This window comes from Enterococcus sp. LX10 (assembly GCF_023539285.1).
GTDB lineage: Bacteria > Bacillota > Bacilli > Lactobacillales > Enterococcaceae > Enterococcus > Enterococcus faecalis.
The window spans coordinates 618631-641849 of the sequence record NZ_CP092784.1 but is presented as its reverse complement, the minus strand read 5'-3'; the positions used below and the strand labels follow the sequence as shown (position 1 = coordinate 641849).

Here is a 23219-nt window from a genome sequence, read left to right as displayed (position 1 = left end):
TGTAAATAGTTTTTTGTGATATTTTTCACAACTATTTATAAATTTTTTTATCTCAAAAAAAAAGACCTATTCTTTTTTTCTAGAATAAGTCTTCAATATCATGCCAGTCCCTTAAAGAATTTTTTGATGTCTGTGCCAATAATTGTTGATAGTCAAAAAATTCATTCGGCTTAACCTTCTGAATGTCTTTGCGACAGTCTTTGACAGATAAACGGGCTTGCTTTTTCCAACGATAGGTGAGTAAATAAGTCAATAAATCTTCTTCGTTGATGGAAGAATAACCTAGTTCACGAAAATTTTGGCACTTCTTTTTAATACTTTTATTGAGCATTTTTTGTTGTAACCAACTTAATTTTTCCTTTGTCATGGGCTCTTCTCCTTCCAACTAAGCGAAAGATTGATCACTTTTTAACTATCTTCCAACACTATAAAAAGGAACCTTTTTTGTAAACTTAATAGTTAAAAAGGACTTAGGACGTAAGTCCAAATGACCTACCTTCCTAGTCCTACATTTTAAGATAAACGACACGAGCGGAATAGGAATTATCTCTTCTTATTGGCTTTCTCGTGTGACTACTGGTCACAGTTTCGCCTTTGAAAAGCCTGTTCCGCTCTCTTTAACCATTAAATAAATCAGTTGATTCGTTTAGTCTTTCTTTTCTTTTGAAGGATCTGATGTTTCAGGAACTTCAGTTACTTCTTCTGTGACTGTCTCTTCAACTTCTGTGACTGGTACACTAGTTACTGCTGAATCATTTGTAACAGCAGTTCCAGGTGTTACAGTTCGAATTGCCGCACGGTCAAATTCTAAGACAATACCTTCGCAATCGATTAAAACTGTTTTTTCGTTGATTTCACTTAAAACACCATGTAAACCACCAATTGTGACAACACTATCGCCAGTTTTCATTGCGTTTAGTTGTTTTTGACGTTCTTGCTGTTGTTTCTTTTGAGAACGTGTCATGAAAAACATCATTCCTCCTAGAAGGACTAATGTAAAAATCATTGTAAATCCGCCACCCATTTGTTTCACCTCACTCTGCATTATTCACACTACTAACTGTATCAAAAAAATGCTTGAAGAACTAGTTTTTTCCTCTAATTTTTAGAAACTTTTTGCATTCGCTTTATTAAAGCCATATTCTTCAAAAAACGCTTGTCGGAATTCTAATAAATTGTCGTCCATAATTGCTTGACGGACATTTTTCATTAAGTCTAACAAGAAGTATAAATTATGATACGATGTTAAACGGATTCCGAATGTTTCATCACATTTAATCAAATGACGAATATAGGCCCGCGTATAATTACGACAAACATAACAATCACATTTCTCATCAAGCGGACGAAAATCTCTTGCATATTGGGCATTTTTAACAACCAAGCGGCCTTGTGAAGTCATACAAGTACCATTGCGCGCAATACGTGTTGGTAACACACAATCAAACATGTCAATCCCACGAATCACTCCATCAATTAATGAATCAGGGGCACCCACACCCATTAAGTAACGTGGTTTATTTTCTGGAATTAACGGTGTCGTAAAGTCTAAGACTCGGTTCATTTCTTCCTTAGACTCACCAACAGATAAGCCACCAATCGAATAGCCAGGAAAATCCATACTCACTAAATCTTTAGCACTTTGACGACGTAAATCTTCAAATCCCGCACCTTGAACAATACCGAATAATCCCTGTCTATCAGGATTCGCATGGGCTTTTAAGCCACGCTCAGCCCAACGAGAAGTCCGTTCAATCGAGCGTTTGACATACTCATAGCTTTCATCAAATGGTGGACATTCATCAAAGCTCATCATAATATCTGATCCTAATTTATTTTGAATATTGATCGCTTTTTCTGGAGAAAGGAACATTTTTGAACCATTTAAATGATTTCTAAAATGCACACCTTCTTCTTCGATTTTCCGCATATCACTTAATGAGAAGACTTGGAAGCCACCTGAATCAGTTAAAATAGGTTGATCCCAGTTCATAAATTTGTGTAAACCGCCTGCTTCTTCGACTAAATCTTCACCTGGGCGTAACCATAAATGGTAAGTATTACTTAAAATAACACCGGCACCCATTTCTTTTAATTCTTCTGGTGACATTGTTTTAACTGTCGCAAGTGTACCTACCGGCATAAACATTGGTGTTGGAAATGTGCCGTGAGGAGTAATTAATTCACCTAAACGCGCACCTGTGTGTTTATCTTTTTTAATTAAACGATAACGAATGGCTGGTTCCGTCATTCATTTCCCTACTTTCTACTATAATTTGTCCTCCCATCATCATACTTTTTTTTTATTGAATTTGCAAGGATTTCTCAAGGTTTCTTTTTTCAAAAAAGGATCCTTAAAAACAGCAACTAGTTCAAATAATTCAAATGAACTAGTTGCTGTTTGGCGCTTATTTTGTCGCTGTATATTTTTCTAAATCTTGCATCGCTGTTTTCACAATTTCAGGGGTAATTTTTTGTTTCATATAATGAATCGTTTCGCCTTCTATACAAGCACGTTCTGCTACTTCTTGATACTCGGCTTCAGTTAAGTCCATGTCCATTTCTTTTAAAGAAATAGGCAAACCTAGTTGGTGATAGAAAGGAATCAATTCAGCGATTTCTTGCCATTTCTCTTCAATGGCTAATTGAACAAACACACCATACGCCACTTTGTTTCCATGCAATTGTTGATGGCTAGCTGGCAGCAAAGTTAGTGCATCATGAATGGAATGGGCACCCGCTGTCCGACCATAATCATCGCCAAAGCCACCCACCATTCCACCAATAATTAAATTTGTTTCGATGACATCAATAAACGATTGATTTAATTGTTGCTCTTCCATCGCTTTTAAAGCATTGATACTTTCATTTAACAAAATATCGCGGCATTTTTCCGCGGCAAAATGAGAAACTTGAATAGGTAACACTTGGACGTCTAACTGCGAAATAATCGCATCTGCTTCGTACCATTTAGCTAATGTATCCCCAATACCTGCCACCATTAAGGACCGAGGCGAATGCAATAACACTCTTGGTTCTACCAACACCAAAGCGTTTGCTTGCGGAAAAACGTCATACCGTTCCATTGCTCCATCTTCTCGATACATTACACTCAATGGCGTGCACGGTGCACAAGTAGCTGCTAAAGTGGGCAAAATAATTACCGGTAACGCCATTTTGTGTGCTAAGGCTTTGCCCAAGTCGGCCACTTTTCCTCCACCGACAGCGACGATGGCCTCTAAATGATTGTCCAGCACTTGCGCTTCTAACTCTTGCACACGTTGATCTGTACAAACACCTCCATAGTTTTCAAAAACAGCTGTTACTTTTTGAAACGTCGGAAAATACGGTTTTGCCGCTTGCCATGACTCAGTCCCGTGTAAAATGAATACACGATGAATATTTCTGCATAATAGTTGTCCTTCTAATAATTCCCACGAACCAATTTCGCAAAGATACTCTTGTGGTGTCCCTCTCACAATTAATGATTGTTCCATCTTGAAAATCCCCTTCATTTTTGACTTTTGAAAATTTTTTTGAAAAAGTTGTATTTTTTCAACTCTACTACTTTTCCTTTTACATATTCTATGATATGATAAACCACATCATAACACAATAAATTTTTATACATTTATTCGCTTTTTTTGAATATTTATAAAAATAATACAAAAAGGAGTTTACGCAAATGACCAAATGTAAAAAATGGCTACAGACGATTTTACCAATTTTATTCTTGTTGCTCTCATTATTACCTATTAAAGAAACTTTTGCAGCCGAAAACGATCCAGTCTATGACAAAATCATCCAAAAGGGAGAACTAGTTGTCGGCCTATCCGCAGACTATGCCCCTTATGAATTTCATGCAAAAGTAGATGGTGAAGATAAAATTGTCGGTTTTGATATTTCTATTGCTCAAAAAATTGCCGACGATTTAGGCGTTAAATTAAAAATCGAAGAACTAGGCTTCGATGCTCTGTTAGGGGCCTTAAAAACTGGCAAGATTGACATGGTCATCTCTGGCATGTCGCCAACGCCTGAACGATTAAAAGAAGTAGCTTTTTCTCAACCATATATGAACGTTCAACAAAGAGTCATTGTTCGGAAAGAAGACAAAGATAAATTTCATTCCACTAAAGATTTCGAAGGCGTTCGTGCAGGTGCCCAAAAGCAAACGACACAAGAAGAATTAATTAAAACCGAATTAACCGGTGCTGTCCCTACTTCTCTTCAAAAAATTCCAGATTTAATTATGAATCTAAAAAATAATAAATTAGATGCAGTCGTTATGGAAGAACCGGTTGGCGAAGCCTATGTTTCTCAAAATGAGGATTTAGCTTTTGCTGATGTTACCTTTGAAAAAGGCTCAAAAGATACTGCCGTTGCTTTTCCTAAAGATGCGCCCGTTTTGACGGAGAAAGTAAATGCCTCTATTAAACAAATTAATGATCAAAAATTAATGGACGGTTATAAAAAAGAAGCCAATCAATTAATGTTCCAAAAAGATCAAAGCTTTTTACAAAAGTATGGAAAGTTCTATCTTAACGGTGCAGGCTATACCATTTTCCTAGCTTTCATTGGTGTTTTGTTTGGTGCCATTTTAGGGGCATTACTTGCCTTAATGAAGTTAGCCAATTCCAAAATTTTACGTGGCATTGCCATTGCTTATATTGAATATGTTCGTGGCACTCCTTTGCTTGTTCAAATTTTTATTGTCTATTTCGGGACAGGCGTTCTTGGTTTAGACTTATCAAAAGTAGCAGCTGGTTGTATTGCCCTTTCTCTAAACAGTGGTGCATATGTAGCAGAAATTATTCGTGCTGGTATTCAGGCAGTTAATAAAGGACAATTGGAAGCTGCTCGTTCTTTGGGAATGAATCAAAATCAAGCAATGCGATACATCATTTTCCCACAAGCTATTAAAAATATTTTACCAGCGTTAGGCAATGAATTTGTTACAGTAATTAAAGAATCTTCCGTTGTTTCAGTCATTGGCGTTTCGGAACTAATTTTCCAAGCTGGCAACGTTCAAGGAGCAAGTTTTAAACCCTTCTTACCTTACTTAATTGTATCGTTGATTTATTTCGTCCTAACCTTTACTATCTCGCGTCTATTAGGTGTTGCTGAAAGGAGAATGAGTACTAGTGATTAACATTAAAAACTTACAGAAAACATTCGGAAAAAATGAAGTACTTAAAGGAATTGACTTAGAAATTGAAGCTGGTGAAGTTGTCGTAATTATTGGCCCTTCTGGTAGTGGTAAAAGTACTTTTTTACGTTGCTTAAACTTATTAGAAACACCAACTGGTGGCAGCGTTGAATTTGAAGGAAAAAATTTATTAGATAAAAATACCAACATTGATCAACTTCGTCAAAAAATGGGAATGGTATTCCAAAATTTCAATCTTTTCCCGCATAAAAATGTCTTGGAAAACTTAACGATTAGTCCTGTTAAAGTAAAAAAAGAAGCCGCTGCTGAAGCCACAGAACATGCTCTTTCTTTACTGGAACAAGTTGGTTTATCAGATAAAAAAGAAAATTATCCCGCTCAACTTTCTGGTGGGCAACAACAACGGGTAGCGATTGCTCGCGCTTTAGCCATGCGTCCTGACGTGATGCTGTTCGATGAACCAACTTCTGCCTTAGACCCTGAAATGGTGGGCGAAGTGCTATCCGTTATGAAAAATTTAGCTATTGAAGGGATGACAATGGTAGTGGTTACCCATGAAATGGGCTTCGCAAAAGAAGTTGCGGACCGTGTCATTTTTATGGATGCAGGAATTATTCAAGAAGAAGGCACACCTGAAGAAATTTTTGATGCGCCACAAAACCCAAGAACACAAGATTTTCTAAGAAAAGTTTTATAAAAAGGAGCACCTGGTATGGATCGCAAGAATATCGCAACACGTTACCAACAACCTACTGAAAATTTACTCATGGATATTGCAACATTGGCGAAAAAGACCCCAAATTTAATCGATTTATCGATTGGTGACCCTGACTTAATTACCGATGAGCGGATTATCGAACAAGCAGCTAACGATGCCAAAAATGGGCATACAAAATATACCGCTTCTGATGGTAGCGAGGCATTCATTGAGGCGGTCATTCAGTTTTATCAGTCACATTATCAATTATCCTTTCAACCGAATCAAGTCCGGGCCACAGTTGGCGCTCTGCACGGAATGTACCTTGCCTTACAAGTGATTCTAAATCCTGGAGATGAAGTGATTATTCATGAACCTTACTTCTCTCCTTATAAAGACCAAGTCCTTTTAGCAGATGGTGTTCCGGTCTTTTTGCCAACCTATGAAGAAGATGGTTTCCAAATTGATGTAGCTCTTTTGAAAGAAAAAATCACGCCTAAAACCAAAGCGATTATTCTAAATTCACCGAATAACCCGACAGGCGCTGTTTTCTCTGAAGAAACTTTCAGAGAAATCGCACAGGTAGCGATTGAACACAATTTATACATTCTTTCAGATGAAGTTTATGAAGCCTTTTGTTTCCAAGAAACGTTTACTCCCATGGCTACGTTTGCTCCAAAAAATACTATCACTTTTGGCAGCTTTTCAAAAGCCTTTGCAATGACTGGCTGGCGTATTGGTTATATGATTGCCCCAGACTATATTAACGAAGTAGCCAAATTAATTAATGAAGGCGTTACGTATTCTGCGCCTACGTTGTCACAGCAAGCAGGAATCTATGCGTTACAACATTTTGACGAATTTGTAGACCCGATCGTTGAAGTGTTCCAAACACGTTTAGAGTATGTGGCACAACGAGTAGCAAAGATTCCTTTCCTTTCGCTTCATCCAGTCAAAGGAAGTATTTACGCCTTCATTAACATTCAAAAAACCGGACTAACTTCCGTTCCTTTTGTGGAAAAGCTTTTAAAAGAGACACAAGTATTAGTGATTCCTGGAAAAGCATTTGGTGAAACAACAGGCGATGAGTACATTCGTTTAGCCGCAACACAAAATTTAGATTTATTAAAGGAAGCGTTCGATCGAATTGAAAGAATGACCTTTGAATAAAAAAAGCTTCTGCATTAGCTAATAATCATAGCTAATGCAGAAGCTTTTTAGATTTCTTCTATCAATTCAATCGCTTGCCCACCAACATGCGGTGGAATCGACATAGTCATCGGCGGCAAGCCTACGACTGTGAAACGGACTTTTGTCCCTTTTTTCAAGTGAGACAGTGGGATACTTTCCTCTAACTGTTCAACAAGTATGTTTAAAATTACCCCATGAGAAAATAAGGGCACGATGGATTCTGGATCACTTTCTGCTTGGATATTTTCTAAATGCAATCGCATTGACAATGGCTGCGTCTCATTTATCACACCAGCCTCTGCTAAATTCCCTGTAAAAACAGCAATTTTTTCAGTCATTTGTTTGCCTCCTTTTTAAACATCATATTGAAGAGAATTAATTCCATCCCCTAAAAATTCTGAAGCGTTGTTAAATTCGGCAGGATCATATTTGGTATAGGAAACTTGTAATGTCAAAGTAATATTCCTTAAGGTTTCAGAATGGGCAAATTTCTCTTGAGCTTGTTGTTTGAATTCTTTTCTAGTAGTGTATCCGTCATCCCCATCGCGGAAAATTAATAACGCCCAAGTTGGCGGTGTGCCGTCGATAAAGTATGGTAAGAAGCGATCATCCGTTGTCTCTTTAATCGCCGCTGTCACGATTTGTAGCAATTCATTTTTTTGTTCAGGACTTAATAAGTTACGAATACTTTCCCAATAGGCCACTCGGATCACGACTAAATATAACGGCGCTTCATAACGTGTAGAAATGTCAGAAAATAAATCGAATCCTTCTTCGTACATTTTTGCTGTTCTTAAATTGGTTACTGCATCTAACGCATTTAACTGAGAAGTTTCTTTACGTAAGCGAATATTTTCTTCTTCAATCGTACGAATTTGATAAGTCACTGCATAGATTGTTAAACAGTAGAGCGGCGGCATGATTAGCCAAAATAATGAGCCATAGCTAAACAAATCATGATAGACATACTGATATACAACATAAGTCAATTGTAGAAAAATAAATATAAGCGAAAATGTTAACCCCGCTGTAATCCCTACAAAATAGGTAACAATAATTAAGATAACTGAAATTAATAGACAACTTAAGTCCACAAAGAAATCATTCGTTCCTAAGGCCATAAAGATGGTTGTGCCGACAACCAAAACAATTCCTGCCAACAAAGTTAAATCCAAAAGTAAGGTCACTCGTTTTTGATTCACTCTATTCCCCACCTTTCAAATTCTTCTTCACGATGAAGAACGCACTTAATCCAATAATGGTCATACCAATTAAGAAGACAAATAGATAAATCATTAATTTATGATTATTGACAATTCGTTTACCTAATGATTCGTTGCTAACGTTGCTTACACGTTTTTTGAAACGATAATCATAGCGACGATAGTTCGGATCGACCACAATGGCATCTCCTTTGTACATAGAAGTATTCTTCTCTGTATTTACTTGTGTAGAGGCTAAAAAGACACCTTGTGATTTAGCTCCTGTTAAGATTAACGCCGCAGCTTTCGCATTATATGGAGAAAACATTAACTGCGCCGTACCGATTTGTTTGCCATAATCTTTTTCAATGCTCAGTTTCTCGTTTGAAACAAAACGTGTGAAGTCCTTATCATAATGGAAATATAACTGATCGTTTAACTTACGAATCATCGGATTATCCTTAGGCGTACCAAAAATAATCAAGTTATGATTTTCTAATGCCGCATTTTTAGGCGCTTTTTTATAATACGTAATCTCACCGACATTACTTTCGGCATAATTACCAATTAAGTTAAATAAATTAGTCAACACTTTAAAATAGTTGTCGTCCATTTTTTCTGGTAATAAAATCGCTAAATCAGCAAAAGAACGGCTTCTGATAAAAATGTTCGGATAGTTGTTAAATAATATGTCATTCAGTTCTTCTGTTTGAATAAACGCATTTGAATTATTTTCAATAAAGGCCCATGGAGTCTGACCATTTCGCAAAACTTCTGGTGATTTAACATTCAAATCAAAAGCAACTTTTAAAACAAAACTATCAGCAATTTCTAAGTTCTTTGGAAATTCGAGATTTAATTCATCACCGTTCGCACGAGCAGCGCTTAATTTCTTGCTGCCAATTGGTTTATCATTGGCATAGACCGTCACTAAAGAAGAATCAAAATCTAAGTTTTCAGCGTATTTAAAATGTAAATGCACGCGACTTCCATTGGCATTGTTTCGATCCACTGGTAAATTGACAAAGTACGTTTGTTCTTGATGATAGGCCCCTTCTAGCTTATCCCCCGTTGAGGTTAATGGATAATTTCCATCAAATTCTAAAGTTGAACTAAACGTATCGGTATTCTCATCAACTGTTGTCTCTTCTTTATCTGTTTGGGTCATTAATTCATAGTTTGCTAAATAACGTCCCGCACGAACAAGTAAGTCCTCATCTTTAGAAGTAGCTACTAAAACATGCTTATCTGGTTGATTTAAAAATTTTAAGACAGCCTGGTCCTCCACACGTTTGCTATCGATTTGACTTTTATACTGATCTGGTAATTTATCATAGCTGGCAATAATCAACTGATAGGGTGCTGACTGTTCTTTGTTCAAAGAAGCCATTGGTAACAATTCTTCTGAGGTAGTAATCAAACGAGCAGCACCAGCTAACGCATGGGTCGCTGCAGCTAATTCTTTTTCCGATGCATTTTCTGGTGTCAAAATAACACTGTGTTTATTCGCAATCGTGTCTGCTCCCACAAAATGATTATAAAAAGAATGAATCGTATTCTCTGGTAATTGTAAATCGTATTGGAAGTTTACGTTAGATCCTTCATACATCGTTAACCAATTTGCCGGAGTTTCAATTAAATTATACATGTCGTTTCCTGCCTGATTAATAATTTGGCCCTCAACAGTCAATGTATTTGTCTCTTTAATCAGTTCTAAAGGGATTTCAATCGTCTTTTGTTGAATACCAGTCGTATTTTCAGGACGCCAAGAATAAAACTTCACACCATTCACTGCCACAGTTAAATCTGAGGTCTGATTATTTTTTAATTGTGTGATTTGGTAGGTCATATTGAATGATGCTTTTTTTACATCCCAATAATCAATTTTTGTAAAATACATGGTGCTACGGACAGAAGTACCTGTTAAAGAGATTGTTTTATTTTGAAAAGGTTGTGTAAAGGTATGGTTGTCTTGTTCTTTGTTTTCGGCGTATACGGTCGGACTTGCGACACCAATTAGAATTGCCAGAAAGAACAACCCTATTAAAGTGACTGTTTTTTGTTTCATTGCACGTTTCCTCCTTATTTAAATCGTTCAGTTTTGTACCATTTTGTTTGTGTTTGTTTATGAAAAACATTTTCTTTAATATACATCACCATGCCATAAGCGGCGACTACTAGCCACATCTGACTGTATGTAATATACATCAAGGCAATAATTAAGATATTCTCTAAAGTCATTTCGCCTTTTTCGGTTGTAATACTGACAAAAGTACTGAAAATAAATAACAAAATCGCTAACAACCATAAGGAATTGCTAAATCCTTGCAGGGTCGTTGTTAAGTAACCAGACATTGATAAAACTAACATGATGTCTGACAAAACGAGCGATGTCATTAAGAGAAAATAAATAGACAAGAAATATAAAATATCAAAACGGATCCGACTCGCTTTAGGATTAAACAATAATTTAGCATTTTTAACAATGACATAAATATTGCCTTTGACCCATCGCGTCCGTTGTCGGAACCAAACAGACAAAGTTTGCGGCTCTTGCTCCCACGTCACTGCTTTTGGTTGAAACTTAATTTTATAGCCCATCATATAGATGCGAAAACTGATTTCTGTATCTTCGGCTAACGCTTTGTCATCCCAGCCGCCAATGGCTTCAATAATACTGCGACGAACAATGAAATTTGTGCCAGGAATCGTGCATAACTTAAATAATTGAAAACGACCGGCTTGTGCCATCCATTGAAAGGCAAGTGTTTCGATATTAATAAAGCGTGTCAACAGGCTTGCATTGCGATTTCTCGTTCTAAATTTACCAATAACCGCGCCGTATTCCTCACTAGCAATTAACTCTCCAACTAAATAACGGAGTGCATTCGGTTCAGGTGTATTGTCCGCATCATAAATGGCAATCACGTCCCCCTTGGCTTGCTTGAAACCAATGTTTAAGGCATTAGACTTACCTTTCCCACCTGTTATATTGTCTGTATTAATAATCTGCAAATTTCGATTAACCGCCTTTTTTTGGACATTCGCTAAAAGCTCAGCACTATTATCACTTGAGTTATCATTAATCACAATAATTTCATAGCGATCTTGCGGATAATTAAAATTCAATAACGCTTCAACTGTCCGCACAATGACAATTCCTTCATTATGGGCCGGCACCATAATTGAAACAAACGGTGCATCTTCGTCCTCTACAGGTGGCGGTGCGACAGGATCTGTTTTTAAATAATAAACATAGCCAAAAATAACTAAGAGAATATTTACAATTAGTAGACTCCAAATAATGATAGTTGCTGTTAACATTACAATGTCAGCAATGGTCATTTGTCTTCCTCCTTATTAATATATTTCGACCGATAATTCTTTCGTCCAATCATAAACAAAATAATCAGGATGATTAAAGTCAGTGTAACAACGCCAATCAAAATATTGTTTGTGATACTGAAAAAGAATGAAAATAACCCTGTAAATCGTTGTTTTTCAACTGTTGAGGCCCCTGTATCAGCCAAACCATTGACAATTTGATTGTTTAAGAAGAACCGATTATTCCGAAATTCGATTTTCTGCGTTTGTGTTTGAACAGTGAAATGTTGATCCGCTTCTGAAACACTAAACACTATTGGTGCTTCTTTGACTTCTTGAATTAGATGATCCACTTCTTTTTTAGAATTTGGAAATGAAAAACTAATGGTGGTCGGCATTGGAAATCGATAGTCATTCGGATTATCTTTATCCGTCCATTCAATCCCCGATAAATAATCATACGGTAAATCAAACAAAGCATTCTTATAAGTGATTGATTCTCCCGTTTGGTTCCGATAAAAAACACGTTCAATCGGCGGATTTTCTCTTAGAATCACTGTATCACTAATTGCTAGACCATCCTCTTGGTATTGAAGGTCTTGATTCCAATATCCTGGAGCAGAAATGCCTACTGGATAGACATGTCTGTCGACCAATAAACTAATCTGCTGCGCCATCAATTGTTTCAAGGCACGTTGGTCATTTAAATCAACATTATTAACGACCGGTGTTTCTAAGAAAATAACCCCCGTCGAAGCAAATGCACGTAACGCATTCGTAAATAGTTTATAAGGTAAAATCGTATTGTTTTGTGAAACGCTCGTACTGGATAAAATATAAGGATACGTGGTTTTAACTAATTCTTCTTGCAAATAGGTTGCCACAGACATATCTCTTAACGGGTTAAAATCAGAAATCGTCAAAAACGGCCGTGACATTTTTTCACTTTCCAGCCATTGACTAATCACGTCCAAGCTTTCTAAAAAAACAGCGCCTTTGCGTTCAAACATTGGTAGAAAAGCATGCCCATTCTCAATTACACCAAATGGATATTCTTCTGGTGCTAATTCTTGTGTTTTTAATCGACCAACTGTCTGACCTTGCGTATTTTCCAGCACAACTGATTGATCTTGAAAAGGCAATACTTGAGAAAAGCGTTTTTTTTCATCTTCTAACCGATATTGACGATGACTTAATTCTTTCCACGTACCGCTAAAATATTGTTTTTCATCGTCACGCATGTTTCGACCAATGTGTAATTGTTTACCTTTAAAATGAACTCGATCTGCTAGAAAATCAGAGGCAATAACGCCGGCTTGTTCAGGCCAATTCACCATAGAAATCAAACTGTCATAGCCATCATTTAGCAATTCGCCAGGCACATAATCTGACACCGCCACACTCTGAACTTCTACTCCAAAACTCGTCAACACTCGTTGTAAAGCATCCACATCATTTTCTTTTTTTCCAGCAATATTCAAGCTGTCATAGACAAGTAAGACATGTTTACTTGGTGCAGCCAGCGCCGGTTTAGCAAAGCCGAAAAAAACGAAAAAGAGTAAGACACACACCCAGCCAATAAGATATTGTTTATTTTTCAATTTTCTCTACCTCCCCAATGACTTGTGGTGTTGTATCTTGCCACATTCGTTTACCAATAACATCAGAAACAATTTGTAACAAGAGAAAATCTAAAAATACTGAGACTAAAAACAAATGACGTACTAAGTCACTATCCCCATCAATAATAATTGTTGAAATGAAAACAACTAATAAATTTAGATAAATCCCTGTCATTAAAAAGAAGCGAAAAACTAATCTCGGTTCGTTTCTCTTGAGTCCTCTGTATAAACCAACGCCATATAAACCAAACAGGATCACGCCTAATAATAGATAGAAAGCAAAGTTTTTAGGAAAAAAGCTGGCTTTAATACGGTTATACACCATAAAAAATTTAGATTGTTCTAGCGGTGCACGCCCCGTCGTTTTCTCAAAATTCCCCACATTATTAGGCTTTACTAAGTAAACATTTGGGACCGCTGAATTCAGTCCTTGCCATAATTCAGATGGATAATTTAAATAATTCAATAACACCCATCCAAAACTCGTTTTATCAAAAAAATCTTTTTTCATTTGTTCAGAAGTTGGTGATACAGGACTGTATTCTTCAAAGTAGGAACGTCCCTTTTGCAACCCATATTGCGGGTTAATTCCGCCCTCTGACATCCGTTTATCTGGAACCTTACTATCCTTCATTACACCGCGCGTCATACTATGGTAGACATCACGTTCATAGATATCGTTAGGGACAATAAAAGCTGCTAACGTTGTAAAACCAATCAGTGCAATTAAAAAGGCCGTCATTGACAATCGTTGATAACGTTGTGACAAGTAGACAAAAAATCCTAATCCAGCAATAATTACACCAATAATCAGCAAATATTCTTGGCGTGTTGTTCCTATTAAAAGTACTACTGCTTGTGCCAAGATAACTAAGATTATTCTTCTGAGCCAAGTTCGTGGTTTCGTCACCCGATAAAAATAGACAGAAAATGCTAAGACACTCACAGAAAGTAAAAAACTCGTCGCTTCTGTATAAAAGGAATTAAAATAAATCGTATAGGAGGTATCCCCTAAGATGAAAATAACCAACAAGGAGATAAGATAACTTTTTTTCAAAGATACGTCTTCGGTTAAGCCTCGTACCAGAATATAAATTGACACTAAAAAACAACTAAGATAAACGAAACCTAAGAAACGAATATCGAAAAGTGTTTGACTATAAAAAAGTTTATTAAGCCAAATGGCAACGGTAATGAAAAATTGTTGAGTGGAAACAAAGTGCGTCGTTGTTTCATTAAAATAACGCATAATTGAAAAGTCCTTAACAAAATAGGCCACATTGTCGTAGCTATCACCATTGACACGATAAAGACTATTTGAATTTAACACACGAAAATACTCGCCATTATCTCCCAAGCCATTAATCGGATAAACAAATAACAAAATGCTTGTCACTAACCCAATCCCTAAAACGGCCAAAAGACTTGGAGAAATATAACGACTCAACCATTCAAAAGCCGAGTTCATGTGTTTTTTGATCTTTTCCATGCTTTCACCTCATCTAGAAATCATAGGCCAAAAGAGCCATTAAGTTATTATAGGAATAGACTTGTTTCGTAACTTTATCACCAAACCCTCCATAAATCGGGGTGCTTGAATCCATAATTTGAAAATTATTAAGTACTGTAATTGCCGCACGATACAACTCTTTGTCATTTTCGGCAACACCAATTAAAGCCGCTATCGCATAACTGGCTGCAGATTGATTTTTATCCACAGGCGATCCATTTAAATCATACGAGTTAAAAAGCGTTCCTTGCTGAACTTGTTTTCGCACAAAATCAATACTAGTCTGCTTCGCCATACCCACTTCACTTAAATGGACAATCGTTAATAAAGATTCAATAATATTAAGTGTTCCGTTGTTTTCGTATTTATTTGTTTGATGATTAAACTTCGTTTGATAAAGAGGTAAATCATCAGAAATATAGCCATCGTCTATTAATTGGTAATGATACTGCAAGTAGTCTGCTGAAATCCCAAATTCTTTGTATAGATAACCCAGCGTAATTAAGTCAATATAAAACAAAGAAGTTTCTGAAGACTGTTGTTTTGATTTACTATCGTAAAAATCAATTAGAATATTATCTTTCATAGAGGTTTTCATAAAACTCTTACCTAATTTTTTAATTTCTTGATCATACTGATCTGTGTTAAAATGCCCACCTGCTTCAATCAACGAACGAATGATCCGTAAATCATCAATCGAGGCATTGACATTGTACTTATTGCCTTGCTCGTCAATTCGGTAACTAAATTGGACGCCGTCATAAAAAGTGTCTTTCGTCTGCTTATAAAAGTTATCAAAACGTCCCTGCGTATCAAAAGCTAAATCCCGCAAATATAGACCAGAAGACTCACTTAGCAACTCATGTCCTGTAGCGACATCTTTGCGTTCAGCATCTGGTAAATAATTGGTTAAAAAACCGCCGTCTGTTTTGAGCCGGGTTTCAATAAAAAACTTCAACAAATCTTTGCGTTCAGCGGTTTCTTTTGTGTGAAATTCATGTTTTGTTAAAAAATGTTGTTTGTCTGTCGACATTAAGCGTTGAATTTTTGGATTCACTTTTTCCACCTCTACTTTATAGGATTTTTCTCTAAATAAAAGAAAATATCCTCCCAGAAGCACCACGAATACCCCAATAAAAATCCAAAGTTTTCTCTTCATTGTTACGCCTCTTTTCCTCACTTCTTTATTGTCAGTGTACACAAAAGTACTTGTTTTTGCGAAACTTACGCTACCTCTTCAAGCGCAAGAAAAAAAGCAATCCATAAAAATAAAAGGATTGCTTTAACCGTTTCGTCGATCATTTCCTGTCATCGTAATCTCTTTTGACAGATAACGCACACGTTCCATAATTCGTCTGGCTTTTAGCGGCTCTTGTTCTCCTCGTTGCGTCACGGTTAAATGCTCTTCTAAAGCTTTTAAATCTAGATTGGAAGAGAAAAAAGTAACTAATTGTTCTTGCATTCGGTATTGCAAGATTACGCTTAAAACGTCGTCACGAATCCAACTAGTCATGGATTCCGCACCAATGTCATCAATAATTAATATAGGGGATTTTTTTACTGCATCGAGCTTTTCACCAACTTGATCGCGACCAATGGCTTGTTTCATTTCTACTGTAAATGTTGGAAAATGAACAATTGTCGTAGTAAATCCACGTTCTGCTAAAGCATTAGCCATCGCACCTAATAAGAAAGATTTTCCTACACCGAAGGGGCCTTGTAAATAGAGCCCTTTATGAAACTCTTTTGGTGTCGCAGGATATTCTCTTAAAAATTGCATTGCTTCTGCTAACGCTTTGGCTCGACCTTGAGAAGATGGATCGAAATCTCGTAAATTTGCTTCTCGGACATCTTTTGGCATGTCCATTGCCCTTACTCGATTGCGAATTTCTTCTTCCTTCTGACGGGCGATTAAATCAGCCGTTGGGACATATGTTACATCAATGTAATGAAAATTCAACATTAATCTTGGCTCATAGCCGGGGGCAATCATTGCCGGATCGTTTAATTGAAATTTCTTTTTTTCTTGAACAAATTCATACAGCTTAGCATAACTTTTACGAATATCTTCATCGGTTAAACGCTCTCGGTTTGCTTGTATAAAGGCTTGAACATCTTGATCTTTCAATACTTCGTTAACCAGCTCTTCATATCGTTCATTGATGTCACGCTTCTGGATAATTTTTGACATTTCTTTTCCTACGTCTTCCATCATTGGTCACCTCCTTGGTTTAAAAATTCTTGAATTTGGCGATCTAACTCGGCTTGTTCTTCTGGGGAAAGTTTTGTTTCATCGTTTGGCTGATCGGCCCATTCTGGCAATCGCTCTTGTCGAACAGTTTGGCGTTTCCCTGAATAATTTTGTTGTCGCTGTTTTTGTTTGGTTTGGCTTTGTTTTGCCAATTCTCTGACATGTTCAATTGCTTTTTCTGGTGAATGAATGCCACTTTGTCCCCATTCATTCGCAATTCGATTCACATACTCCGCTTTTAAAGTCGGTTGTTGTTGAATGTTGTAAACATAGTTAATCAAAATATTAATCACACTAGTCGGTAAGCCTGATTTGGCAACCAAATATTTCACTAATGAACGTTCTTGTGGTGTCGTATAGCCGCCTCGACTATTTTTTAAAGCTTCTAAATATTGAATAGGCGGATTCTTTTCACTATCCATAATCATTTGAATATCCAGTTCAGAAAAACCATTCATTTTTAATGCGTTATATCGATACGTTTGTTGCTCTTCCACCGTCAATTGTGCTTGCTTGTTTGTCACTACGTTTGTTGGTTGTGGTTTTTTATCAGGATCAAACGCTTGATGAATCGTTCGCACTAATTCCTTAGGCAAAATTCGACTTGTATAATAGTCAAATGATTTCGAAGCAAAGTCTACCATATCTAACTCATTGATGCCATATAATTGATGAAAAACATAGACTTCTTCTTGAAAACTAGCCTCATCTTCAGGCAGTTGTAAACCTAAACGGTGCAAACCTTCCACAAAATAGTGCCAATCAAAAGAATCCGTTGATACAGAAATTTTCTTCGCTTTTTCTTGTTGAGAAAAAGTTTCTTGAATCGTTGTCAATCGGTTCGCTTCGGAAACAATTTGTTCTTCTTTAAAGGCATAAACCTCTTGAAAGCTAGCGGAAACATTTTGATAGCCCTCTGTTTTGGTAGGATGCGGTTGGAACTTTTGCACTAATTGATCAAATTTCCGTTGTCCAACCCGATTAAATAACACTAAAGCTAACACTTCATCTTTAAAAAAACGAGCGGCTGTTTCAGGTGCTTTTAAATAATATAAATAACAATCTCCTAATTCCCGATCTGTTTTTTTATACGTTTCTAGCAACCCAATGCCTTCTAATTTGTAGCAAGCTTCTTCTAATTGTTGGCAACTCAAGTCCAGCAAACTAATTAAATCTGCATGAAACAGCGAGCCATTCTCCTCTGAGTCTGTTGTTTCAGATAACAAAAGCCAATATAAACTAAACGCATTGGCGCCGACAATTGGTTGATATAAAAAGGTTAAAACCTCTTTCTCTTGATCAGAAAGCGGTGAATCAATAACCGCTTGAAAAATATTTTTTGGTTGGATTCTTTGCCGATTTCCTTTCAAAGAAAGACCTCCTTTTTAATTTTCTGAGTCAGGAGAAGTAGATTTTGCTTTGTCGACAATGTCCTGTAACTCTTTCAAAAACACGCTCATATCTTTGAATTGTCGATAAACACTTGCAAAGCGGATGTAGGCAATTTCATCTAGATTGACTAAATCTTCCATCACATATTCACCGATAAGCGTTGTAGAGACTTCATTTTCCCCTAAACTACGCACTCGATTTTCAACATTATCGACAATTTGAACCATTTGTTCCATAGCAACGGGTCTTTTTTCCGCAGAGCGAATGAGCCCACGCAAAATTTTATCACGATTAAATTCTTCACGATCCCCATTTTTCTTGATTACAAGTAATGGCGCCGCTTCAATTCTTTCAAATGTAGTGAACCGATAACTGCAATTTTCACATTCACGACGACGGCGAATTGCTCGTCCATCATCTGCTTGACGGCTATCAATAACACGGGAATTATTATGATGACATCTTGGACAACGCATAACGTTCACCTCTTCTATTCTGTATAATTTTTGTTGCCTATATTATAACATGAAATTGCGCTATTACTAGGTCTTTAGAACTGGTTCTTCGTTGAATCTTTGCCATTTTTTAATAAAAACAAAGACTTTCACTGTTTTTTCTGAAATTTTCAAAATATTTTACGCTATTAAAAAAATATTCACTTCTCTTCAGTTTGTTCCTCTAGCCACTTCTTCACTTGTTGTTCCGTTTCTTCTCTAGTTCCTTGATTATCAAACACGATATCTGCTCGTTCTTTTTTCATTTCAATCGGCCATTGGCTATCAATTCGTTGTTGTGCTTCTTCTTCTGTTAATTGGTTTCGGGCCATCAGACGCTCTTTTTGAATCTTTTCTGGTACATATACCACAGCAACTTGATCCATAATCGCCTCATAATGAGCTTCATAAAGCAGAGGAATATCAACAATAACCAGGGCGGCTTTCTTTTTAGCTTCTTCAATTTGACGTAAAATTTCTTTTCTTAAAAAAGGTTTCAACGTTTCATTTAATAGCTCTCTTTTTTGAGGATTAGCGAAAATTAATTGTCCTAATTTTTTCCGATCCAATTCACCAGTTGTTAATACTATTTCTGGTCCGAAAGTTTCAACGATTGCGGCTAAGGCTGGTTGCCCTTTTGCAACAATTTCGCGGGCGATAATGTCGCCGTCAACAATTGGATAGCCTGCTTTTTTAAAAAGAGCAACAACCGTACTTTTACCTGTCGCAATTCCTCCTGTAATGCCTAAAACTTTTGTCATTTCAATCGACGACCTTTCAATTGTTGGCATTGTGGACAATAATGCGTACCACGTTGTGCCACTTTTGTTTTAACAATTGGCGTACCACAACGATTGCAAGGTAAGCCTGTTTGCCCATAGACATTCAACGCTACTTGAAAAGTCCCTGCTTCTCCTAACGCGTTTAGATAGGTGCGGATGGTGGTTCCACCTGCTTCAACAGCGCGTGCCAAGACGTCAATGATTGCTTGATACAACGTAGCAACTTCCGCAGGTTTTAAGGAATCTGCTGGTTGCTCTGGATGAATTTGCGCTTGCCAAAGTGCTTCATCTACGTAAATATTCCCCAAGCCCGTCACTAGCTTTTGATCTAACAGTAATGGCTTAATTGCCTTATGATGCTTTTTCAATCCTTGTTGAAAAGCAGCTAATTGAAAAACGTCTGGTGTTGGCTCTGGGCCCAAAGCTAAAATCCCTTTATATTGATGACCTTGATTCTTAGGAACCAATGTCATACGGCCAAATTTCCGTACATCTAAATAACGTAATTGCGTGCCATCTGTAAAAGTAAACATTACATGGGTATGTTTGGCAATTTCATCATCAGCCTGATGAAACTCATATTTACCTTCCATTCGTAAGTGAGAAATCATATCATTATCAGACAATTTAAAAATCAGAAATTTTCCTCTTCGCTCAATCCCTTCAATCGTTTGACCAGCTAATTGACCTTGAAATACATCAACTTCTGGTGATTCAATAATTCTTGGCCAAAAAACAATGACTTCTTGAATGGTTTTTCCTACAACAAGTTTTTCAAGTCCTTTTCGCACTGTTTCTACTTCTGGTAATTCTGGCATTATTTTTGCTCCTTTATATAAAGAGGTCTGAACGCTTAGATACCAACGTCCAGATCCTACTTATCCTTATTTTATTCATCGTTCTTAATGGGTAAGCTATTATTTTGCTTCATACCATGTTTTTCCCCAACTGCTATCGGTGATAAGTGGCACATGTAAGGAAACTGCGTGCTCCATCACTTCTTTGACGAGTTGATTTAATTGTTCTAATTCTGATTCTGGTACTTCAAAAACTAATTCATCGTGCACTTGTAATAACATTGTCGCTTGTAATTTTTCTTCTTTTAAACGACGCGCCATTTCAATCATCGCAATTTTTAAAATATCTGCGGCACTTCCCTGAATCGGTGTATTAATCGCTGTACGTTCAGCGAACGAACGTAGATTAAAGTTTCTTGAATTAATATCACTTAAATAACGACGGCGATGATACAATGTTTCCACATATCCTTTGTCTTTGGCATCGCGGACAATCTCTTCCATGTACTGTTTCACGCCTGGATATTTTTCAAAATAGGTGTCAATATATTGTTGCGCTTGCTTTCTAGTAATGCCTAAGTTTTGAGACAAGCCATAATCACTGATACCATAGACAATTCCAAAATTCACCGCTTTAGCTTGACGACGCATGTTAGGTGTGACATCTTCTGCTTTTTCAACACCGAAAACTCGCATTGCAGTGCTGGCATGGATATCTTGTCCTTCCACAAACGCTTCTTTTAAATGTTCATCATTAGAAATATGCGCGAGCACACGTAACTCAATTTGAGAGTAATCAGAAGAGAAAATCAACCAATTATCCTCTCTTGGTACGAAGGCTTCTCTAATTTTTCGGCCTTCTTCTAAACGGATAGGAATGTTTTGTAAATTAGGATCTACTGAGCTTAGTCGTCCTGTTTGTGTCAGTGTTTGTACATACCGAGTATGAATTTTATTATCTGGCTGAATTACTTTTAAGAGTCCTTCAACATAGGTTGATTGAATTTTGGCAATTTGACGATAAGTTAAAATATCTGCCACAATTGGTGCTTGTTCTTTTAGTTGTTCTAAAACATCCACCGCTGTTGAATAACCAGTTTTCGTCTTTTTGATCACAGGTAAGCCCATTTTTTCAAATAAAATAACGCCTAATTGTTTAGGTGAGTTCAAATTAAATTCTTCGCCAGCTTCTGCATAGATTTTTTCTTCGATTTCTTTCAAGCGTTCTGAAAATTCTACTTGCATTTCTTTTAAGCGCGTGGCATCAACACGGATCCCAGTTATTTCCATATCGCCTAAAATACGAGAAAGTGGTAATTCCATTTTATAGAATAAATCAGCTTGATTTTTTTCTGTTAATTCGCTATCTAATTTGCTTGTTAAAAATTGAATTGCTTTAATCTTACGTGCTAAATGACCAAAGAAAACTTCTTCGTCCTCTGGCAAGCCTTTTTTGGCCCCTTTTCCATAAATAGCTTCATCAGATTGAATCGCATCATATCCGTAATGTTGTGCTACACCTTCAATATCAGCGTTATTGTCATTGGTATCAAGTAAATAAGCAGCCAATAAAACATCAAAGGCAATCCCTGTCATTTTTCCTACATAGCGATTTAGTGCAACGTACGTCCGTTTTGCATCGTAGACATTTTTTTTACGTGTCTCATCCATCAACCAATCGATAAATGGCTGACTTTCAAAAACAGCTAAATTATTCGTGGTATAAATCTTCTTGTCGTTGCCCCAAGCAAGGCCGACAATCGGTGACGTGTGATAGTTATCTTCCATCATCTCAACATAAAGAGCCATATCGTCTGTAAACATTTCATTGGTTAACTGATCTTCGACTACTTCAAATAAAATATCTTCCATTTCAACAGGTTCTTCTGTAATGTCCAACTTAGCTAAAAATTGTTTAAAGTCCATTTCTTTATAAAAAGGAACCAATTTTTCTAAGTTTTTCCCTTCATATGCCAAGTCTTCCACATTGACTTCGACTGGTGCATTGACTTCAATTGTCGCTAAACGTTTAGAAAGAAAGGCTTGCTCTTTATCATTAATCAAGTTTTCTTTCATTTTGCTTTTTTTCATTTCATCGATATTCTCATAAACCCCTTCAACTGAGCCATATTGTTTTAACAGCTTGATCGCGGTTTTCTCACCGATTTTCGTTACACCTGGAATGTTATCCGACGTGTCGCCAGCCAACCCTTTCATATCAATAATTTGCTTAGGCGTTAACCCATCATATTTTTCAGCAATATGCTCAGGCGTATATGATTCAATATCGCTAACTCCTTTAACAGTGATATCTACTTTGACAGTGTCCGTCGCTAATTGTGTCAAATCTCGGTCCCCTGATAACACGACAACATCATATTCATCTTTATCAACTTTGTTGGCTAATGTACCAATAATATCATCTGCTTCATAGTTAGGTAGTTCATAATATTTTACGCCTAAACCTTCTAAAAGTTCACGAATATACGGCATTTGTTCTTTAAATTCGCCCGGTGTTTTTGAACGTCCGGCTTTATATTCTGAATAAAATTCTGTTCTGAATGTGGTTTTCCCTGCATCAAAAGCGACTAAAACATGAGTAGGCATTTCTTTTTGCATTACATTTTCAAACATATTGTTAAATGCATAAATAGCATTTGTATGCAAGCCGTTCTTATTTTTGAATCGTTCTAATGAGTTATGTAGCGCAAAAAATGCACGAAAGGCTACACTGTTTCCATCAACGAGTAATAATTTTTTTTTGGTCATTTTTTTCCCCTCATCTTTAGC

20 protein-coding genes are annotated in these 23219 nt (G+C 36.7%); 3 read left to right on the top strand and 17 right to left on the bottom strand.

All coding sequences use genetic code 11. The features are described 5' to 3' along the window. Nucleotides 1–79 precede the first annotated feature (79 nt). From MKZ30_RS03065 to MKZ30_RS03050, 4 genes are all read right to left on the bottom strand, one after another. Nucleotides 80–385, bottom strand: coding sequence for a post-transcriptional regulator (locus tag MKZ30_RS03065; RefSeq protein ID WP_033600844.1), 306 nt, complete (start codon nucleotides 383–385; stop codon nucleotides 80–82). 261 nt (nucleotides 386–646) lie between these two features. Beyond that, nucleotides 647–1045, bottom strand: coding sequence for a preprotein translocase subunit YajC (gene yajC / locus MKZ30_RS03060; RefSeq protein WP_002383336.1), 399 nt, complete (start codon nucleotides 1043–1045; stop codon nucleotides 647–649). A 60-nt stretch (nucleotides 1046–1105) separates the two neighbouring features. After that, entirely contained in the window at nucleotides 1106–2251 is a 1146-nt protein-coding gene (gene tgt, locus MKZ30_RS03055; RefSeq protein ID WP_002355772.1) for a tRNA guanosine(34) transglycosylase Tgt, read from the bottom strand. A 157-nt stretch (nucleotides 2252–2408) separates the two neighbouring features. Then, nucleotides 2409–3497 (bottom strand): iron-containing alcohol dehydrogenase family protein, encoded by a 1089-nt coding sequence (locus tag MKZ30_RS03050; protein WP_010712084.1) that lies wholly within the window; start codon nucleotides 3495–3497, stop codon nucleotides 2409–2411. Between the two features lie 188 nt (nucleotides 3498–3685). Here MKZ30_RS03050 and MKZ30_RS03045 point away from each other — a divergent pair, with 188 nt between their 5' ends. From MKZ30_RS03045 to MKZ30_RS03035, 3 genes are read left to right on the top strand one after another with little or no spacing between them, the layout of a single operon-like run. After that, the gene (locus MKZ30_RS03045; protein ID WP_002355770.1) at nucleotides 3686–5149 is read left to right on the top strand and encodes an ABC transporter substrate-binding protein/permease; all 1464 of its coding nucleotides are present in this window, start codon (nucleotides 3686–3688) and stop codon (nucleotides 5147–5149) included. Then, nucleotides 5142–5864 carry an amino acid ABC transporter ATP-binding protein gene (locus tag MKZ30_RS03040; protein ID WP_002355769.1) on the top strand — a complete coding sequence of 241 codons (723 nt, stop codon included), beginning with the start codon at nucleotides 5142–5144 and terminating at the stop codon, nucleotides 5862–5864. Before MKZ30_RS03045 ends, MKZ30_RS03040 begins: the two co-directional genes overlap by 8 nt. Nucleotides 5865–5879: 15 nt before the next feature. After that, complete coding sequence (locus MKZ30_RS03035; protein WP_010816370.1) at nucleotides 5880–7034, top strand: pyridoxal phosphate-dependent aminotransferase; 1155 nt, start codon at nucleotides 5880–5882, stop codon at nucleotides 7032–7034. 47 nt (nucleotides 7035–7081) lie between these two features. Here MKZ30_RS03035 and MKZ30_RS03030 read toward each other — a convergent pair whose 3' ends face one another. The 13 genes from MKZ30_RS03030 to polA all read right to left on the bottom strand — a co-directional run bounded on the left by MKZ30_RS03030 (nucleotide 7082) and on the right by polA (nucleotide 23198). After that, the gene (locus tag MKZ30_RS03030; protein ID WP_002419368.1) at nucleotides 7082–7393 is read right to left on the bottom strand and encodes a hypothetical protein; all 312 of its coding nucleotides are present in this window, start codon (nucleotides 7391–7393) and stop codon (nucleotides 7082–7084) included. Between the two features lie 15 nt (nucleotides 7394–7408). Beyond that, entirely contained in the window at nucleotides 7409–8269 is an 861-nt protein-coding gene (locus MKZ30_RS03025; RefSeq protein ID WP_002419369.1) for a hypothetical protein, read from the bottom strand. Next, nucleotides 8259–10325 carry a cellulose biosynthesis cyclic di-GMP-binding regulatory protein BcsB gene (locus MKZ30_RS03020; RefSeq protein WP_016614034.1) on the bottom strand — a complete coding sequence of 689 codons (2067 nt, stop codon included), beginning with the start codon at nucleotides 10323–10325 and terminating at the stop codon, nucleotides 8259–8261. The genes MKZ30_RS03025 and MKZ30_RS03020 overlap by 11 nt, the downstream gene beginning before the upstream one ends. 14 nt (nucleotides 10326–10339) lie before the next feature. Next, nucleotides 10340–11602, bottom strand: coding sequence for a glycosyltransferase family 2 protein (locus MKZ30_RS03015; RefSeq protein ID WP_002355764.1), 1263 nt, complete (start codon nucleotides 11600–11602; stop codon nucleotides 10340–10342). After that, the gene (locus MKZ30_RS03010; protein WP_033600845.1) at nucleotides 11599–13182 is read right to left on the bottom strand and encodes a hypothetical protein; all 1584 of its coding nucleotides are present in this window, start codon (nucleotides 13180–13182) and stop codon (nucleotides 11599–11601) included. Before MKZ30_RS03010 ends, MKZ30_RS03015 begins: the two co-directional genes overlap by 4 nt. Then, entirely contained in the window at nucleotides 13172–14692 is a 1521-nt protein-coding gene (locus tag MKZ30_RS03005; RefSeq protein WP_016614036.1) for a YfdI family membrane protein, read from the bottom strand. The genes MKZ30_RS03010 and MKZ30_RS03005 overlap by 11 nt, the downstream gene beginning before the upstream one ends. 13 nt (nucleotides 14693–14705) lie before the next feature. Further along, nucleotides 14706–15914: a hypothetical protein gene (locus MKZ30_RS03000; RefSeq protein ID WP_249958780.1), complete on the bottom strand. Its 1209-nt coding sequence runs from the start codon at nucleotides 15912–15914 to the stop codon at nucleotides 14706–14708. Between the two features lie 81 nt (nucleotides 15915–15995). Next, the gene (gene dnaI, locus MKZ30_RS02995; protein WP_033600852.1) at nucleotides 15996–16925 is read right to left on the bottom strand and encodes a primosomal protein DnaI; all 930 of its coding nucleotides are present in this window, start codon (nucleotides 16923–16925) and stop codon (nucleotides 15996–15998) included. Beyond that, nucleotides 16925–18334: a replication initiation and membrane attachment family protein gene (locus MKZ30_RS02990; protein WP_010816369.1), complete on the bottom strand. Its 1410-nt coding sequence runs from the start codon at nucleotides 18332–18334 to the stop codon at nucleotides 16925–16927. The genes dnaI and MKZ30_RS02990 overlap by 1 nt, the downstream gene beginning before the upstream one ends. 15 nt (nucleotides 18335–18349) lie before the next feature. Continuing rightward, a complete protein-coding gene (gene nrdR, locus MKZ30_RS02985) occupies nucleotides 18350–18832 on the bottom strand; it encodes a transcriptional regulator NrdR (protein ID WP_010827221.1) in 483 nt (160 codons plus the stop codon). A 179-nt stretch (nucleotides 18833–19011) separates the two neighbouring features. Beyond that, entirely contained in the window at nucleotides 19012–19611 is a 600-nt protein-coding gene (gene coaE, locus MKZ30_RS02980) for a dephospho-CoA kinase (RefSeq protein WP_033600846.1), read from the bottom strand. Then, nucleotides 19608–20450, bottom strand: a complete 843-nt coding sequence (gene mutM / locus MKZ30_RS02975) for a DNA-formamidopyrimidine glycosylase (protein WP_010713835.1) — start codon at nucleotides 20448–20450, stop codon at nucleotides 19608–19610. The genes coaE and mutM overlap by 4 nt, the downstream gene beginning before the upstream one ends. A 99-nt stretch (nucleotides 20451–20549) precedes the next feature. Next, entirely contained in the window at nucleotides 20550–23198 is a 2649-nt protein-coding gene (polA, locus tag MKZ30_RS02970) for a DNA polymerase I (protein ID WP_002415913.1), read from the bottom strand. Nucleotides 23199–23219 lie beyond the last annotated feature (21 nt).

Excerpts from the sequence above, each read along its gene's own strand:
- coaE (WP_033600846.1), bottom strand. The coding sequence starts at position 19,611 with ATGACAAAAGTTTTAGGCATTACAGGAGGAATTGCGACAGGTAAAAGT.
- MKZ30_RS03030 (WP_002419368.1), bottom strand. The coding sequence starts at position 7,393 with ATGACTGAAAAAATTGCTGTTTTTACAGGGAATTTAGCAGAGGCTGGT.
- nrdR (WP_010827221.1), bottom strand. The coding sequence starts at position 18,832 with ATGCGTTGTCCAAGATGTCATCATAATAATTCCCGTGTTATTGATAGC.
- mutM (WP_010713835.1), bottom strand. The coding sequence starts at position 20,450 with ATGCCAGAATTACCAGAAGTAGAAACAGTGCGAAAAGGACTTGAAAAA.
- polA (WP_002415913.1), bottom strand. The coding sequence starts at position 23,198 with ATGACCAAAAAAAAATTATTACTCGTTGATGGAAACAGTGTAGCCTTT.
- tgt (WP_002355772.1), bottom strand. The coding sequence starts at position 2,251 with ATGACGGAACCAGCCATTCGTTATCGTTTAATTAAAAAAGATAAACAC.
- MKZ30_RS03035 (WP_010816370.1), top strand. The coding sequence starts at position 5,880 with ATGGATCGCAAGAATATCGCAACACGTTACCAACAACCTACTGAAAAT.
- MKZ30_RS03015 (WP_002355764.1), bottom strand. The coding sequence starts at position 11,602 with ATGACCATTGCTGACATTGTAATGTTAACAGCAACTATCATTATTTGG.
- MKZ30_RS03020 (WP_016614034.1), bottom strand. The coding sequence starts at position 10,325 with ATGAAACAAAAAACAGTCACTTTAATAGGGTTGTTCTTTCTGGCAATT.
- dnaI (WP_033600852.1), bottom strand. The coding sequence starts at position 16,925 with ATGGAAGACGTAGGAAAAGAAATGTCAAAAATTATCCAGAAGCGTGAC.
- MKZ30_RS03050 (WP_010712084.1), bottom strand. The coding sequence starts at position 3,497 with ATGGAACAATCATTAATTGTGAGAGGGACACCACAAGAGTATCTTTGC.
- MKZ30_RS03045 (WP_002355770.1), top strand. The coding sequence starts at position 3,686 with ATGACCAAATGTAAAAAATGGCTACAGACGATTTTACCAATTTTATTC.
- yajC (WP_002383336.1), bottom strand. The coding sequence starts at position 1,045 with ATGCAGAGTGAGGTGAAACAAATGGGTGGCGGATTTACAATGATTTTT.
- MKZ30_RS03005 (WP_016614036.1), bottom strand. The coding sequence starts at position 14,692 with ATGGAAAAGATCAAAAAACACATGAACTCGGCTTTTGAATGGTTGAGT.